This window comes from Novosphingobium sp. BL-A-41-Hi4A-0G (assembly GCF_055521735.1).
The window spans coordinates 195,846-210,235 of the sequence record NZ_JBVFVU010000002.1; the positions used below are offsets into that span (position 1 = coordinate 195,846).

General features: G+C 66.0%; 12 protein-coding genes. 5 read left to right on the forward strand and 7 right to left on the reverse strand.

All coding sequences use genetic code 11. The features are described 5' to 3' along the window. Positions 1-39 precede the first annotated feature (39 nt). The 3 genes from ACZ1JX_RS18575 to pedF all read right to left on the reverse strand — a co-directional run bounded on the left by ACZ1JX_RS18575 (position 40) and on the right by pedF (position 3,461). Complete coding sequence (locus tag ACZ1JX_RS18575; protein WP_465126829.1) at positions 40-1,794, reverse strand: methanol/ethanol family PQQ-dependent dehydrogenase; 1,755 nt, start codon at positions 1,792-1,794, stop codon at positions 40-42. Between the two features lie 369 nt (positions 1,795-2,163). Further along, on the reverse strand, positions 2,164-3,018 hold the full coding sequence (locus ACZ1JX_RS18580) for a substrate-binding periplasmic protein (protein WP_465126830.1): 855 nt from the start codon (positions 3,016-3,018) through the stop codon (positions 2,164-2,166). Continuing rightward, positions 3,015-3,461, reverse strand: coding sequence for a cytochrome c-550 PedF (gene pedF / locus ACZ1JX_RS18585; protein WP_465126831.1), 447 nt, complete (start codon positions 3,459-3,461; stop codon positions 3,015-3,017). Before pedF ends, ACZ1JX_RS18580 begins: the two co-directional genes overlap by 4 nt. A 148-nt stretch (positions 3,462-3,609) precedes the next feature. Between pedF and ACZ1JX_RS18590 the strand changes: the two genes are divergently transcribed. The 4 genes from ACZ1JX_RS18590 (at position 3,610) to ACZ1JX_RS18605 (ending at position 10,541) form a co-directional block, all read left to right on the forward strand. Further along, a complete protein-coding gene (locus tag ACZ1JX_RS18590) occupies positions 3,610-4,584 on the forward strand; it encodes a PQQ-dependent catabolism-associated beta-propeller protein (RefSeq protein ID WP_465126832.1) in 975 nt (324 codons plus the stop codon). Positions 4,585-4,712: 128 nt separating this feature from the next. Continuing rightward, on the forward strand, positions 4,713-6,143 hold the full coding sequence (locus tag ACZ1JX_RS18595) for a porin (RefSeq protein WP_465126873.1): 1,431 nt from the start codon (positions 4,713-4,715) through the stop codon (positions 6,141-6,143). A 119-nt stretch (positions 6,144-6,262) separates the two neighbouring features. After that, the gene (locus tag ACZ1JX_RS18600) at positions 6,263-8,284 is read left to right on the forward strand and encodes a TonB-dependent receptor (protein WP_465126833.1); all 2,022 of its coding nucleotides are present in this window, start codon (positions 6,263-6,265) and stop codon (positions 8,282-8,284) included. Between the two features lie 4 nt (positions 8,285-8,288). After that, complete coding sequence (locus ACZ1JX_RS18605; RefSeq protein ID WP_465126834.1) at positions 8,289-10,541, forward strand: TonB-dependent receptor; 2,253 nt, start codon at positions 8,289-8,291, stop codon at positions 10,539-10,541. Here the strand turns inward: ACZ1JX_RS18605 and ACZ1JX_RS18610 are convergent. Both ACZ1JX_RS18610 and ACZ1JX_RS18615 read right to left on the reverse strand, forming a co-directional pair. After that, the gene (locus tag ACZ1JX_RS18610; RefSeq protein ID WP_465126835.1) at positions 10,538-11,476 is read right to left on the reverse strand and encodes a quinoprotein relay system zinc metallohydrolase 1; all 939 of its coding nucleotides are present in this window, start codon (positions 11,474-11,476) and stop codon (positions 10,538-10,540) included. The genes ACZ1JX_RS18605 and ACZ1JX_RS18610 overlap by 4 nt on opposite strands. Further along, entirely contained in the window at positions 11,473-12,222 is a 750-nt protein-coding gene (locus ACZ1JX_RS18615; RefSeq protein WP_465126836.1) for a quinoprotein dehydrogenase-associated SoxYZ-like carrier, read from the reverse strand. Before ACZ1JX_RS18615 ends, ACZ1JX_RS18610 begins: the two co-directional genes overlap by 4 nt. Before the next feature lie 81 nt (positions 12,223-12,303). Here ACZ1JX_RS18615 and ACZ1JX_RS18620 point away from each other — a divergent pair, with 81 nt between their 5' ends. Further along, entirely contained in the window at positions 12,304-12,900 is a 597-nt protein-coding gene (locus ACZ1JX_RS18620) for a rhodanese-like domain-containing protein (RefSeq protein ID WP_465126837.1), read from the forward strand. A 127-nt stretch (positions 12,901-13,027) separates the two neighbouring features. On the opposite strand, the gene ACZ1JX_RS18625 is transcribed toward ACZ1JX_RS18620, so the two are convergent. Next, positions 13,028-13,396 carry a c-type cytochrome gene (locus ACZ1JX_RS18625; protein ID WP_465126838.1) on the reverse strand — a complete coding sequence of 123 codons (369 nt, stop codon included), beginning with the start codon at positions 13,394-13,396 and terminating at the stop codon, positions 13,028-13,030. Between the two features lie 70 nt (positions 13,397-13,466). Next, a complete protein-coding gene (locus ACZ1JX_RS18630; RefSeq protein ID WP_465126839.1) occupies positions 13,467-14,252 on the reverse strand; it encodes a ThuA domain-containing protein in 786 nt (261 codons plus the stop codon). Positions 14,253-14,390: the final 138 nt, after the last annotated feature.

Here is a 14,390-nt window from a genome sequence, read left to right on the forward strand (position 1 = left end):
GCGCCAGACCTGCGGTATGGTCTGGCGCTCCGGGGAGAGTTACTTCGGCAGCTTGAACACCCAGAGCGAACCGCCCTGGCTGATTTCCTTGAAGGTCTTGGCAACCTCGCCGCCCCACAGCGGCACCGCGCCGCCCCAGCCTGACATCACGGCGACATACTGCTCGCCGTCCTGCTCCCAGGTGATCGGCGATCCGACCACGCCCGACCCGGTCTGGAACTTCCACAGCTCCGCACCCGTCTTGGCGTCGAACGCCATGAGGTAGCCCTCGGGCGTACCCGTGAACACCAGATTGCCGCGCGTGGCCAGAACGCCGCCCCACAGCGGAGCCTTGTTCTTGTATTCCCACACGATCTTGCCGGTCACCGGGTCCATCGCGCGCAGGGCACCGATGTGGTCCTCGGCGATCGGCTTGATGGTGAAGCCCGCACCCAGATAGGCCGCACCCTTCTTGTAGGCGATGGGTTCGTTCCAGATGTCCATGCCCCAGTCGTTCGAGGGCACGTAGAACAGGCCGGTATCCTTGGAATAGGCCATCGGCATCCAGTTCTTGCCGCCAAGGAACGACGGGCTGGCAAACACGGTCGTGCCCTTTTCCGCACCGTTAGGCGCACCCGGACGGTTGGCGGGGATGAAGTTGGGGCGGCCAGTCTTCAGGTTGATGCCGTCGGCCCACGTGGTCTGCATCACGAACTTGCTCGCGCCGACCAGTTTGCCGTTGGTGCGGTCGAGTACATAGAAATAGCCGTTGCGGTCAGCCTTGGCGCCGAGCTTCATCGGTACCTGCTTGCCCTTGACCGTCATCGTCGCATCGAACGGAATGAACTCGTTCACCCCGTCGAAGTCCCAGCCGTCATGCGGCGTGGTCTGGTAGTGCCACTTGATCTCGCCGGTATCGGGATCGATCGCCAGCGTCGATGCGGTGTAAAGGTTGTCGCCAGGGCGCAGGTTGCTGTTCCACGGGCCGGGGTTGCCGGTGCCGAAGTAGAGCAGATTGGTTTCCGGGTCGTAGGTTCCGCCAAGCCAGGTCGCGCCGCCGCCGGTCTTCCACAGATCGCCGGTCCACGAAGCATTGAGCTTGCCGGTCATGGTGCTCGGCTTGCCAGCCAGCGTGCCCATGTGGCCCTCGATGGTCGGGCGCGTCCAGATCAGCTCGCCGGTATCGACATTGCGCGCCGATACTTCGCCGATGATGCCGAATTCACCGCCCGAGTTGCCGGTGATGACCATGTCCTTGACGATCAGCGGCGCAGCCGTGGCCGAATAGCCCGCCTGATAGTCGGCCAGCTTCTTGTTCCAGATGACCTTGCCGGTGTTGCGGTCGAGCGCAATCAAGTGAGCGTCGAGCGTGGCGAAGATCACCTTGTCGCCATGGATGGCGGCACCACGGTTGACCACGTCACAGCAAGGCATGATGCCGTCGGGCAGGCGGGCGTTGTATTCCCACTTCTTCTCGCCAGTGCGCGCATCGAACGCAAACAGGCGCGAGTACGAGCCGGTCACGTAGATCGTGCCGTCATAGACCAGCGGCTGCGATTCCTGGCCGCGCTGCTTCTCGCCTCCAAGCGATGCCGCGAACACCGGCACGAGGCCCTTCACGTTTTCGGCATTGATCTTGTCGAGCGAGCTGAAGCGCTGCTGCTGCGGACCCATGCCATAGCTGATCACGTCACCGGGCGTGGCCGCATCGTTGACGATGTCCGCGCTGGTCGGTCCACCGGCAAGTACCGGTGCTGCCGTAAGGCTGGTTGCGGCCGCAAGGCCTGCCAACACGATTGAAAAACGCCGCTTCATCCTGTCCCTCCTGTTATGGGGTCTTGTTTTGCGATGGAGTGCGGTCATGCGGGAATCCCCCCGGTTCGCCACTGATCCCCTATCGTCGAAGTGAGCCTATCGGTTGCAGCATGCCACACAATTGAACCTTGGGATAAGGAGTTGTGCCTCAGGCCCACCCCCGACACCTTCCGCCTGCGGCACGGGGAAACAGGCGCAGTTCTATCACCTCCCCTCCCGCAGGCGAGAGGGGCTGGGGGTGGGCATTCCCCCGCGAAAAATGTTGCGCAAAACAAGTGCAGCAAAAACGGTTCGGGGAACACCGGTCGCAGTCGGTGTTCCCGTCCCCCCCGTTTGCCTGCCCTTGCGGTTCAGGCCCGAAGCAAATCTTCAGGATTGCGCGGAAAGCGCTGGTTTCCAGGTCACGCCGTGGGCCTTGAAGATCGCAGCCATCCGCCCGTCGGCGACCATCTGCTCAAGGATCTCCTCAAGCCGGAAGCCGAGATTGCGCGAGTTCTCCTTGACCGCGATGCCGATGTCCCAGCCCGGAGACATCATCATTGGCAGCGGGCCTTTGCGCACCTTGATCCCGGCGTCGGCATGATCGGCAACTGCCGCCTCGATCTGTGCGGTCGTCGCCACGGTGAATTCTGCGCTGCCATCGGCGAGCGCCGCTGCGGCATCGTAGCCCGTGGGCACGTGAACCAGATCCTTCGCCAGCACCCCGCCTGCATGGCCGAGCAAATAAAAGTCGGGGATGGAGGCCAGCTCCACCGTGATCGGCCGCCCCTTGAAAGCGGCCGGAACCGCCTCGCAATTGCCGCCATCACGCGAACAGGCCGCGCCGAACGTCTCGCGGTAATAGGGCGCGAGGAACACCACGTTGTCCTCGGCCTGCATCAGCTGTCGCTCGAACGGCACGTGCAGCATCACGTCGCAGGGCTGGAAGCCGAGCAGCCCGCCGCGCCAGACCACGTTGCGCAAGTCGTCGGATATGTCCTCGCCCGCGAAGAACAGCTGGACATCGGCGCGCACGCCCAGCGCTTCAGCCAGGGCGCGTGCGATGTCGGCGTCGATGCCCGCCACCTTGCCACCCTGATCCCACGACCATGGCCGGTTGTCCGCATAGAGTCCGACCCGAAGGACTCCGAGGTCTTTGACCTTCTCAAGCGGCGCGGCAAAGGCGCTGGACGACGCGGCCAGCGCGCTCAGGGCGAGGGCCTGCAGGAATGAACGCCGGTTCACTCGTCGGTGTGCTTCGATTCGATCCAGGTCCGGATCGCCCAACCGGCCTTCTGGCCCAGCACTTCGCCCATCGGCGGCATATAGACCTTGCCGTCGCGCGCCGAACCATGCTGGAAGCGCTGGATGAACCATTCGTCCCCGCTGTCGCCGGTCTCCAGATAGCGCAGATCAGGCGCGATGCCGCCCGAGATCGCATCGAGACCATGGCACCGCGCGCAGTTCTGGCCATAGGCCGACTGCCCGATTTCCAGCGCCTTCTCGTTGCCGCGATAGGGATTGACCGTCACCCACGTGTCGTTGCCACCGGCAAGGTCGGGCAGGGCGGAGGTATCGACCGCCTGCGGCGTCACGTTGCCATGGGCGGAAAGGCTCGATGCGATGGCGCCGGTGGCGAGCGCAGCCGCTGCCAGCAGGGCGGCTCGGCCCTTGGATATCTTGATCATCAGTCATCCTCTGCGACACGGGTGCGGACGATCGTCCGCCCCGATGATGTGCCCTGCTTATCGCGCTGCGGGTCGATCGCAAATTGAACCATGGTACAAGACCAAGGTGCCATATGAGAAATCCCTAACCCGCAATATTGTGCGCAGCATGGAGAGAAAACTGAAAGCCATTGCTGCGGCCCTGCTGCTCGGCACCGCGCTCGCACCCGCTGCTCACGCGAGCCGCGCCTATGTCAGCAACGAACGGTCCTCCACCGTCACGGTGATCGATCTCGACAAGGGCACAGTCGAAGCCGAATGGCCCGTCGGCAAGCGCCCGCGCGGCATCGCCATGACGCGCGATGGCAAGGCCCTGCTCGTCGCCGCCAGTGCCGACAACGCGGTCGAAATGCGCGATCCCGCCACCGGCGCGCTGATCGCCACGCTGCCATCGGGCGCTGATCCCGAACAGTTCTTCCCCGCCTATGCCGGAGACCTGCTCTTCGCCGCCAACGAGGACAACGGCGCGGTCACCGCCATCGATCTTGCGGGGCGCAAGGTCGCCTGGCAGGTTGCCACCGGCAACGAGCCCGAGGGCGTCGCGCAGAGCCCTGACGGCAAATGGCTGCTCGTCACCAGCGAGGAGGACAACACCGTCGCCTGGATCGACCTTGCCACCCGCACCCTGGACGAGGAGATGGAAACCAACGCAAGGCCCCGCCACATCGAGTTCGAGGCCAGCGGCGCGAAAGTGTGGATTGCTGCCGAAATGGCCGGCACCGTCCAGATCGCCGACGTCGCCACCAAGACCATCGAGCAGACTCTGACCTTCGCCCCAGCGGGCGTGCCCGCCTACAAGGTCATGCCCTGCGGCATCCGCTTCACCCCCGACGGCAAGACCGCGATAGTGGCCCTCGGTCGCGCAGACAGCATCGCTGTTGTCGACGTCGCTTCCCGCACGGTTCGCGGCTACGTCAAGGTCGGCGACCGCCCCTGGCACCTTGCCATCACCGCTGACGGCACCCGCGCCATCGTTGCCAACGGGGCCAGCGATACGGTCTCCTTCGTCGACATCGCCGCGATGCAGGTCACCGCCACGATTCCGGCAGGCGGCGGCCCCTGGGGCGTCGCGCTGGGGCGCTGACTGTCCTTCGTCATTATCCCAAAGTCCAACGCCCAAAGTCCAATATCGCGGTTTGTTTCCGCGCAGCATTGTCCCCGCTCAGTCGCAGATAATCGACACGACCTTTCAAGGAGGGGATGGAAATGAACATGAAGAAGGCGCTTTGCGCCTCGGTCGCGCTCGCCACGATGGCGCTCGCCACCACGCCCGCCTACGCCGGCACCGCCGAACTTCTGAAGCGCCTGCACGAGAAGGGCATCCTCTCCGACGAGGAATATGCCGAGCTGCTCGCCGAGGAAAACAAGCCCTCTCCCGCTGCTGCTCCGACGCCTGCCGTCGAGGCCGCCGCGCTCGATGCAATGGCCCGCGCGCAGGCCTCGATCGATCACACCCGCGACGTTCGCATGACCGATAGCGGCATCGGCCTGCAGGTCGGCCCGGCAACCATCACCTTCGCAGGCTCGGTCAACGGCTTCTACGTTCACGACAACCCCGCCACCCCCACCGCGCGCACTGCCGTCACGGGCGGCATCGCCAGCGTCGGTGCCAACAATTCGAGCGCGGTCCGCAACGGGTTGCTCCCCGGCTTCCTCAAGGTCTCGGTCGCGGCCAAGCAGTCTGGCTGGGACGTCGGCGCAACCTTCGGCATGTACCCCGGTATCAACTCCACCGCCTGGGGAGCGCTTGGCGCCAACAACGGCGGCCAGCCGACCGCGCTGGCCACCGCCGGGATCGACTTCCGCCAGACCTTCATGACCTTCGGCAAGCCCAACGTCGGCACCTTCAAGATCGGCCGCGACATCGGCCTGTTCGCGTCCGAAGCGATCCTCAACGACATCACCCTGCTGTCCTCGGGCACGCCCGGAAACAACGTTGCACCCGGCAACACCACGCTGGGCCGCATCGGCGTCGGGTACATCTACACCGACTTCCAGCCGCAGATCACCTACACCTCGCCGAGCTTCAAGGGCCTGCAGGCCTCGGTCGGCGTGTTCCAGCCGCTGTCCTCGCTTACCGGCCCGGCGGAAAGCAACTCCGCCCCCGGCTTCCAGGGCAAGGTCACCTATGACGGCAAGTTCGGCGACGTTGTGGCGCGTCTGTGGGTCTCAGGGATCACCCAGAAGCATGACATCGTCGGCGGCGGCAGTTACACCGGCAGCGGCGTGGACTTCGGCGGCAAGGTGACGGTCGGCCCGGTCACCGCGACCGGTTACTACTACACCGCCAGCGGCCTCGGCACGACCGTGCTCGGCCTGTTCGACACCGGCGCTCCACAGACTGGCCCCGGCATCGCCAAGCGCGATTCCAGCGGCTTCTACGCCCAGGCCCTCGCCACCTTCGGCAAGGTTTCGGTCGGCGGAAGCTATGGCGAGAGCCACCTCGATTACGCCAGCAACACCGACCGCGTCGCCAACCCCAACCTGCTCGACGTCAACTCGAGCTACGTCGGACAGGTCCGCTACGGCCTGACCTCATGGGTCACGCTGATCGGCGAATACGTGCATTCGAAGGCCGTCGCCCACTCGGGCAACAAGGCACAGAGCGATGCCGTGGCGGTTGGCGGAATCCTGTTCTTCTGATCCGGATTTCAAAAACTTAACATCCTAACCATAAGTCCACCCTTGTCGGCGGCGCATAATGCTCCCAAAGCGCCGCCGACAGACCTGTCTTCAAATCGTCATCCGGAAAGTCGCAGCAGATGGACGACACCAGATTCTCGCGTGCCTGCAGCCTCCTGGCCGCAGCCGCTCTCGCATCGACCGCGCTCCCCGCTTTCGCGGATGAGGGGCCCGATGGCGAAATCGTCGTATCCGGCAAGGGCCTTGAAAAGACCCCCGGCACCCCCGCCTATTCCACCGTCGAAATCGGCCGCGACGCCATCACGACCTCGGCTTCGGGCCGCATCGAGGACGTGCTGACCTCGGTCGCCGGCTTCCAGCAATTCCGCCGGTCAGACAGCCGCTCGTCCAACCCTTCGGCGCAGGGCGTCACCCTGCGTGCATTGGGCGGCAACGCCACCAGCCGCGCCCTCGTGCTGCTCGATGGCGTGCCGATGGCCGATCCGTTCTTCGGCTATGTCCCGCTCCCCGCGATCACGCCTGATACGCTGGGTTCGATCCGCGTGACGCGCGGCGGCGGCTCCGGCCCGTTCGGCGCAGGCGCGCTGTCGGGCACGATCGAACTCGAGAGCGCAGACCCAGACCAGCTTGGCCTCGTAAATGGCCAGCTCCTCGCCAGCCAGCGCGGTGAGACCGAGGCGTCCTTGAGCGTCGCCCCGCGCCTCGGCTCGGGCTTCGCGGTCGTCTCGGGCCGCTGGGATCGCGGCAAGGGCTTCTTCACCACGCCTGAGGCCCAGCGCGTCCCGGCCACGGTCCGCGCCCGCTACGAATCGTGGTCCACGCAGATCCGCGCCGTCGCCCCGCTCACCGACACGGTAGAGCTGCAAGCCCGCGCCCTGGTGTATCGCGATGAACGCCTGCTGCGCTTCAAGGGCGCCACCACCTCCAGCGAAGGGCAGGACGCCAGCCTGCGCCTCGTCGGTCGCGGCGATTGGCAGTTCGATGCGCTGGCCTATGTCCAGGTCCGCAACTTCGACAACATCGTCGTCTCCGCCACCAGCTTCAAACCCACGCTCGACCAGTACGACACCCCCGCCCAAGGCCTCGGCGGCAAGTTCGAGCTGCGTCCGCCGATGGGCGGGAAAGACGTCCTGCGCCTCGGCGTGGACTGGCGCCGCGCCTCGGGCACGATGAAGGAAAACGCGATCAGCGCCGCCACCGGCGCAATCACCGCCCGCCGCCGGGCAGGGGGCGTCAACACCGACCTCGGTTTCTACGCGGAGAACGACCTGACCATCGGGGCGCTCGTGCTCACCGGCGGCCTGCGTGCCGACCGGACCGTGATCGCCGACGGCTACTTCGAAGTTCGCAACAACGCCGGCACCGTCACCAGTCGCAACGATTACGCCACGCAGAGCGACTGGACCGTCACCTGGCGCGGCGGCGCGGTCTTCCGCGCCAATGACATGATCGCCCTGCGCGCCGCTGCCTACACCGGCCTGCGCCAGCCGACCTTGAACGAACTCTACCGCCCGTTCACCGTCTTCCCGGTCACCACGCAGGCCAACGCCGCCCTGCGCAACGAAAAGCAGAAGGGTTTCGAGGCCGGGATCGACCTCACCCCCGCCAAGGGCCTGCGCCTCTCCGTCACCGGCTTCGACAACCGCATCGAGGACGCCGTCGCCAACGTCACCATCGGCACCAACCTGCGTCAGCGCCAGAACGTCGACCAGATCCGCGCGCGGGGCATCGAGGCATCGGCCCACGCCGAACTCGGCATCGTCCGCTTCGATGGCTCGCTGGCATGGACCGACGCCGAAGTGCGCAACGGTGCCGCCTCGAATCTCACCGGCAAACGCCCCGCCCAGACCCCGCGCCTCGCCGCCTCGGCCACGCTCGGCCTCGCGCCTGCATCGGGTTGGGACATCGCCGCCACGCTGCGCCACGTCGGCCAGCAGTACGAGGACGACCTGCAGGTCGACAGCCTCAAGGCCGCAACCACGCTCGATCTCTTCGCGCAAGTGCCGCTGCCCAGGGGCGTCAGCCTGATCCTGCGCGCGGAAAACGTGTTCGATACCGATATCGTCACGCGCAACGCCGGCGGGTCTATGGACCTCGGCAACCCGCGCACGGTATGGGCAGGCCTTCGCGTGAAGATCTGATCCTATGCGCCGTACGATTGCTGTCCTCCTCGCCGCCGCCCCGCTTCCGGCGCTTGCTGATGAAGCGCCCGAGATCGTCGTGACCGCTCCGGGCGGCACAATCGATCTCGACGAGGCACGTGCGCTGAATCTAGCCGCCATCGACGCCTCGGGCCGCCCCGATCTCGGCCGCGCGCTCGAACGCGCCATCCCCGGCATGACGCTCGGCGAGGCGGCGGGCAATCCGTGGCAGGCAACGCTGGGCTGGCGCGGCTTTTCCGCAGGCGCGCTGCAGGGCATGGAGCAGGGCCTTGCCGTCTATCTCGATGGCGTGCGCTTCAACCAGCCGTTCGGCGATGTCGTCCTGCTCGATCTCATGCCCGATACCGTGCTTGTCAGCGCGCAAGTCAACGACGCCAACCCGGTGCTTGGCCGCAATGCCCTTGCCGGATCGCTGCTCGTCCAGACCGGTGACGGGATGAGCCTTGGCGGCCTCAAGGCGCAGAGCGACGTTGACAGCGAAGGCATGGTCGGCGGTGCGGTCAGCTACGGCACCGGCACCTCGCAGGACAATCTGCTCGTATCGTTCGAGGCGCGGCGCGACAAAGGCTGGCGCGTCGCCAGCCCCTCGAAGCTCTATCGCGGCTTTGCCAAGGGCATCCATCAGGGCAATGGCTGGGGCGTGGAACTCTCCGCACTCGGCGCATCGACCGACCTCACCGGCAACGGCGTCGCCCCCGTCGAACTGCTTGATGCGCAGTACAACGCCGTGTTCACCCGGCCGGACACCACCCGCACCCGCTTTGCCCGTGTGGTCGCAGCGCCATGGCTGGCTAGAGGCGATACCGGCCGCATCGAACTGCGTGCCCACTGGCAATACCTCGACCGCCGCAATGCCAATGGCGATCTTGCCGATTTCGGTCCATGCGATGCCAGCCCGGCGCGGCTCTGCGTCGAGGATGACGACGACGGCTTCTCCGATCCCCTGTTCTCGAACGGCGTCCCCATCGCTGTCGATGCGGCAGACGATGAGCCCGCCGTGTTCAATCGCGGGCAGGAGCGCACCCGTGCCTGGGGCGCAACCCTGCAATGGCTCGACGTGCGCGAAACTGCCATCGGCACCCGCCGCATCGCGCTTGGCGGCACATGGGAACGCGCCCGCACCAGCTTCGGCGCGCAGACCGACCTTGGCGAGCTCGAGGAAGACCGTTCGGTCGAAGACCTCGGCTTGCCGCTGGTGTCGGCAGAAGGCGCGATCCTGCCGGTCGATCTTGTCACGCGGCTGGATGATCTCGCCCTGTTCGCCAGCGCCCAGATCCCGCTTACCAGCGCTCTCTCGGTAGAGGCCGGGGCACGCTATTCGCACAACCGTGTGGTGATGGACGACCGGCTCGGCACCGCGCTCGATGGCGACCACACCTTTCGCCGCTTCAACCCCTCGGTCGAATTCGACTATGCGCTGGCCGACGGCATCCACGCTACGGCAGGGTTCGCGCTGACCAGCCGCAATCCCACCCCTGCCGAACTCAGCTGCGCCGATCCCGAAGCGCCGTGCACGCTGGCCAACTTCTTCGTAGCCGACCCGCATCTGAAGCAGGTCACCGCCAGCAATTGGCACGGTGGAATCAACGCCACCCGCAAGGCGCTGGCCTGGCGGATCAACGCCTGGCGCTCGGAAACCAGCAACGACATCCGCATGGTCGCCTCCACCGTGCGCGGCCGCGCCTATTTCGCCAACCTCGGCCACACCCGCAGGCAGGGCGTCGAAGCCTCTGCCGAATGGCGACACAATGGCTGGCACGCGTCGGCCAATTACGCCTTCACCGACGCCCGCTTCCGCGATGCCTTCACCATGTCGAGTCCGTCCAACCCCGCGGCTGACGACGAAGGCACGATCATGGTCGAGCGAGGAAACCAGCTCCCCGCTGTCCCGCGCCATGCGATGAACCTGCGCCTCGCCCGTGAAGCGCGTGACTGGTCGGCAGGCTTCACCCTGCGCGCCCGCTCGGGCCAGTACCTCGCCGGAGACGAAGGCAACGACAACGCCCGCACCCCGGCCTATGCGGTTCTCGATCTCGACGGCGCTGTAAAGCTCGCCCCGGGCATCCGCCTCGTCGCCCAGCTACGCAACGTCCTGAACAAGCGCTACGCCACCTTCGGCACCTTTTCGGAAGTCGACGAGATCGACCTTGCCGAAGCTCCCGGCGCCGAAAACCCCCGCGCCTACGCCCCTGGCGCCCCGCGCAGGTTGACGGTCTCGCTCCGCGCGGAGTTCTAGAGCTTCGGCAACAACTCCGCCTCGAGCGCCGGGTAAAAGTGCGAGACGCTGCGCTGCAATTCATAGCGCGCGGCCTTGAGCGCTGAGAAACGCGGCGCAATCGGCAATTCGCCCGCCTCGCTCATGTCGAGCCCCCCGGCCACCGCATCGCGCAGCGTGGCCTCTACCCAGCCGAGCCAATCCCGCGTCTGCGCAATCGCGCTGCCGTCGCGGTCCAGCGGGCCGTGGCCCGGCACCAGCAGCTTGTGGGGCAGGGCGGCGAGGACATCGAGTGACTTGCGCCAGTCGGGCAGGCTCGCGTGCGGCGTTGACGGCGCGCGGTCGTGGAACACGAGATCACCCGCCAGCAGCACACCGGTCGCCTCATCCAGCAGCGCCAGATCGCCGCCCGAATGGCCCTTGAGCGCGAGCAGGCGGAACTTGCGCCCGCCAAATTCTGCCGCACCTTCAGTTACATCGCCCTGCGGCAGGACCACTGCGGTGCCTTTCATCCAGTCGGCCAGCAGGCGGTACATCGCGTCCGAAAAGCCCTCGCCATCGCGCTCCAACTCGGCGCGGGTCGCGGGCAGGGCGTGGACAATCGCGGGATCGAATGCTGCCGCGCCCATCGCATGGTCGGGGTGCAGGTGGCTGACATAGACCCGGCCCACCGCCTTGCCCGTCACCCGCTGCGCCAATGCGCCCAGCGCCAGCCCATGCTCGCGCGAAACGCCCGGATCGAACAGCACCGCGCCTGCCTCTGTTGCGATGATCGCGCTGTTGGCAATCGCCCCGCCATTGGCAAAGCCGATCGCCTCGTCCGCCCCGCGCACCATCCACAGGCCATCGCCGACGGCTTGCGCCAAGGGATTGTATTTGCCTGCAAACTGCTCTGCGAACGCGGCGGCGGGAGCCAGCAGTCCCGCCAGCACTACAGCCCGCCGGTCAAGCCTCATGCGCCGACCTTGCCGGGGAAGCGCAGGCCCGCACTGTCGCGCGCCTCGAAGCTGATCGCACCGCGCGCCTTGACCACCACTGTGAAGGCCGGGTCCTCGGCCACCGAGCCGAAAATTTGCATTTCGCCCAAAGACTTGCCGCCCGCATCGTGGATTGTCAGGTGCTCTATGTTGTAGGCCGGGATGTTCTCGACCAGCCCTGTATCCATCGGGTGGCGGAAGGTCATGCGCAGCCGTGTTTCACCCGCCTTTTCAGGCCATTGTGCGCCGCGCACTTCGCCCAGATGGTCCGCCCAGTCGCCCTTCACGCGGCTCACCGGCGGGGCAGAGCAGCCACCGCCTGCCGCATCGATCCACGATCCGCCCACGTGCCACGTCCCGTCCGCCGTCAGCACCGCCGCCCGCACCGGCGTGCGCTGATCGAGCTTGATCCGCGTGGCGATGAAGGGCTCGGCCTCGGCAGGGCGATAATCCAGCGCGACCGGGATCGGGTTGAGATCGGCGAAGAGCACGATGCGCTGCACGTCGGGCAGGGTGCGGGCGTCCACGGTCACCGGAAATACACGCTGATTCTCAGCGATTTCAGGGATGCGCACGACCACGCGCGGGTCGAACACGACCTTGTCGGCGCCGAACAGCCGCGCGGCGTGATGCTCCCACATCGGCGATTTCAACGGGTCCGCTGGCGCTGCCTGCGCGTTGGCGGCAACGACAAATGACAGGACGGCAATCGTCAGCCTTGGCATTTCACGCATTCTCCCAAAGTCCACTATGACCGCTTCGGGCGCGCCGTCATATTGGACCTTGGAACAAGAGGGGAAGGGCACATGGCAGGCACGATCAGGACCCTCGCACTGGCGCTTGTTGGCGCTCTCCAACTCCCCGGCAACTCTGCGGGGCAAACGGGTAACTCCCCCCCAACTCTCGCCGAAGTCTTCGACGCCAACGGCTACCGCACGGCACGCTATCGCGCCCCGGTAGATCGACTGCCCACACCCGCCACCCCCATCACCCTTCAAGACGCTCTCAAACTCAAACCGGGGGTCGATGCCCTGTTCATCGATGTCCTCCCCGCCGAAGGGGGCGTGCGCGATTCCGTGACGGGAAGCTGGACTCTGGCGACTGCCCACGAGACCATCCCCGGTGCCCTCTGGCATCCCGAGACCGGACGCGGCCAGCCCGATGTCGCGCTGTGGCATGGGCTGCACGATGCGGTGGCCGCCGCGCGCGAAAGATCGCCGGGGATGCCGGTGGTGCTGTTCTGCCGCACCGATTGCTGGATGGGCTGGAACGCCGCCCGCCGCCTCGCCCGCGATGGCTTCGGCAATGTCCACTGGCTGGCCGAGGGGATCGAGGGCTGGCACGGCGCAGGCCGGGCGCTGGTGGTGGCAAGCCCGGCCAAGATCCTCCCTGTTTTTCCGTAGGACAAACGGGGAGGGGGACCGCCCGCGCAGCGGGTGGTGGAGGGGCCGGATTCTTACCCCTCCGTCAGTCCTTCGGACTGCCACCTCCCCTTTTGCACTTCGTGAAAAAGGGGAGGATTTTCCGAAGTTACTTCAGCGTCTTGAGATACGCGATCAGTTCGGCGCGCTTGGCCGGGTCCTTGATGCCGGGGAAGCTCATGCGGTTGCCGGGGATGAGTTTCGCCGGGTTTTCCAGCCATTTGTCGAGCGTTGCATCGTCAAGCTTGAGGCCCGACTTCTTCACCGCGTCAGAGAACTTGTAAGTGCGCTTGACGCCCATTTTGTGGCCATAGACGCCGAAGAGGTTGGGGCCGATCTTGTCGGGCGCGCCCTTGGCGTTGCTGTGGCACACCGCGCAGCGCGCCCAAGTGGATGGCGGATTTGCGGGCGGACCAGCATGAGCCGCGGTCGCGGTCAACAGGGCGCCAGCGATGAGTGCAAGGCGTAGGTTGGTCATTGTATCTCTCCCGGATTCGTTACCCGGAAGGTGTGACACGGCCCCCTTGCCGCCTAAATTGGACTTAGGATCAAGCTTTCGCCGGACGATCCTTCAGCCAGCCGATGCCGCGCCGGAGCAGGTCGTAGAACACCGGCAGGTCCCAGGCGCAGCGGTCGACCGTGGGCCACCAGTCGAGCATGGGCTGGAGATCGTAGTGCCCGCGGCAATGGCCCAGCGTGTTGTAGAGCACGCCACCTTTTCCGTGGTCCTTCAGGTACATGACCGCATGCTTGCCAATGGCATCCGCCGCCTCGACAAAGCCGGTGCCTTCCACGGTGCAGTCGGTTTCGAGCAGCACGTGCAGGTCGCCGTGGTACTCCATGTGGTAGAGCTCGTCCGTGGTTTCGAACGGCTCCACCCCTTGCACCAGCGGGTGATCGGGGTCCGCGACGGTCACCGTATAGGGCGCGATCGGCGGGTGGCTGATGAACTGGCTGCCGAGCAGGTCCATCATCAGCGGCGCCCAGCGCGGCGCGTCCCACAGGTTCTTGTGCTCGCCCGAAGTGAGGAAGCGCAGGACCGAGTTGGTGCCGTGCAGCGCATACCAGCGCCCGCCTGCCTGCAGCCAGTCGCGAAGGGCTTCCTGCGCCTTGAGCGAGGGCGTGACGTCGCAGGTGTAGGTGATCAGGATATCAGCCGCCTTGATCGCCTCGATGTTCTCGTAATCCTCGAACACGCGGGTGCGGATCGCCGGGTCCTCGGCCAGCAGCTTGAGGATCTCGAGCCGCGCGAAGTCCATGTCATGCCACACGCCGCCACAGACGAACACGCAATCGATGCGCGGGGGGCGAATCTCGCTGTTGTCTTCACTCACTTGGCATCATCTCCCAAACTCGCAGCGACATGGTTCTGCCGCCTATGTCTTTTGCACACGCTGCCCTCGAATGCCCACCCCCAACCCCTCCCGCCTGCGGGAGGGGAGCGAGACTTATCGAGCCGAAGGCGAGATTAG

What these genes read in the sequence shown, in the direction of transcription:
- ACZ1JX_RS18575 (WP_465126829.1), bottom strand. Translation starts at nt 1,794, where the DNA reads ATGAAGCGGCGTTTTTCAATCGTGTTGGCAGGCCTTGCGGCCGCAACC.
- pedF (WP_465126831.1), bottom strand. Translation starts at nt 3,461, where the DNA reads ATGATCAAGATATCCAAGGGCCGAGCCGCCCTGCTGGCAGCGGCTGCG.
- ACZ1JX_RS18590 (WP_465126832.1), top strand. Translation starts at nt 3,610, where the DNA reads ATGGAGAGAAAACTGAAAGCCATTGCTGCGGCCCTGCTGCTCGGCACC.
- ACZ1JX_RS18595 (WP_465126873.1), top strand. Translation starts at nt 4,713, where the DNA reads ATGAAGAAGGCGCTTTGCGCCTCGGTCGCGCTCGCCACGATGGCGCTC.
- ACZ1JX_RS18600 (WP_465126833.1), top strand. Translation starts at nt 6,263, where the DNA reads ATGGACGACACCAGATTCTCGCGTGCCTGCAGCCTCCTGGCCGCAGCC.
- ACZ1JX_RS18605 (WP_465126834.1), top strand. Translation starts at nt 8,289, where the DNA reads ATGCGCCGTACGATTGCTGTCCTCCTCGCCGCCGCCCCGCTTCCGGCG.
- ACZ1JX_RS18610 (WP_465126835.1), bottom strand. Translation starts at nt 11,476, where the DNA reads ATGAGGCTTGACCGGCGGGCTGTAGTGCTGGCGGGACTGCTGGCTCCC.
- ACZ1JX_RS18615 (WP_465126836.1), bottom strand. Translation starts at nt 12,222, where the DNA reads ATGCCAAGGCTGACGATTGCCGTCCTGTCATTTGTCGTTGCCGCCAAC.
- ACZ1JX_RS18620 (WP_465126837.1), top strand. Translation starts at nt 12,304, where the DNA reads ATGGCAGGCACGATCAGGACCCTCGCACTGGCGCTTGTTGGCGCTCTC.
- ACZ1JX_RS18625 (WP_465126838.1), bottom strand. Translation starts at nt 13,396, where the DNA reads ATGACCAACCTACGCCTTGCACTCATCGCTGGCGCCCTGTTGACCGCG.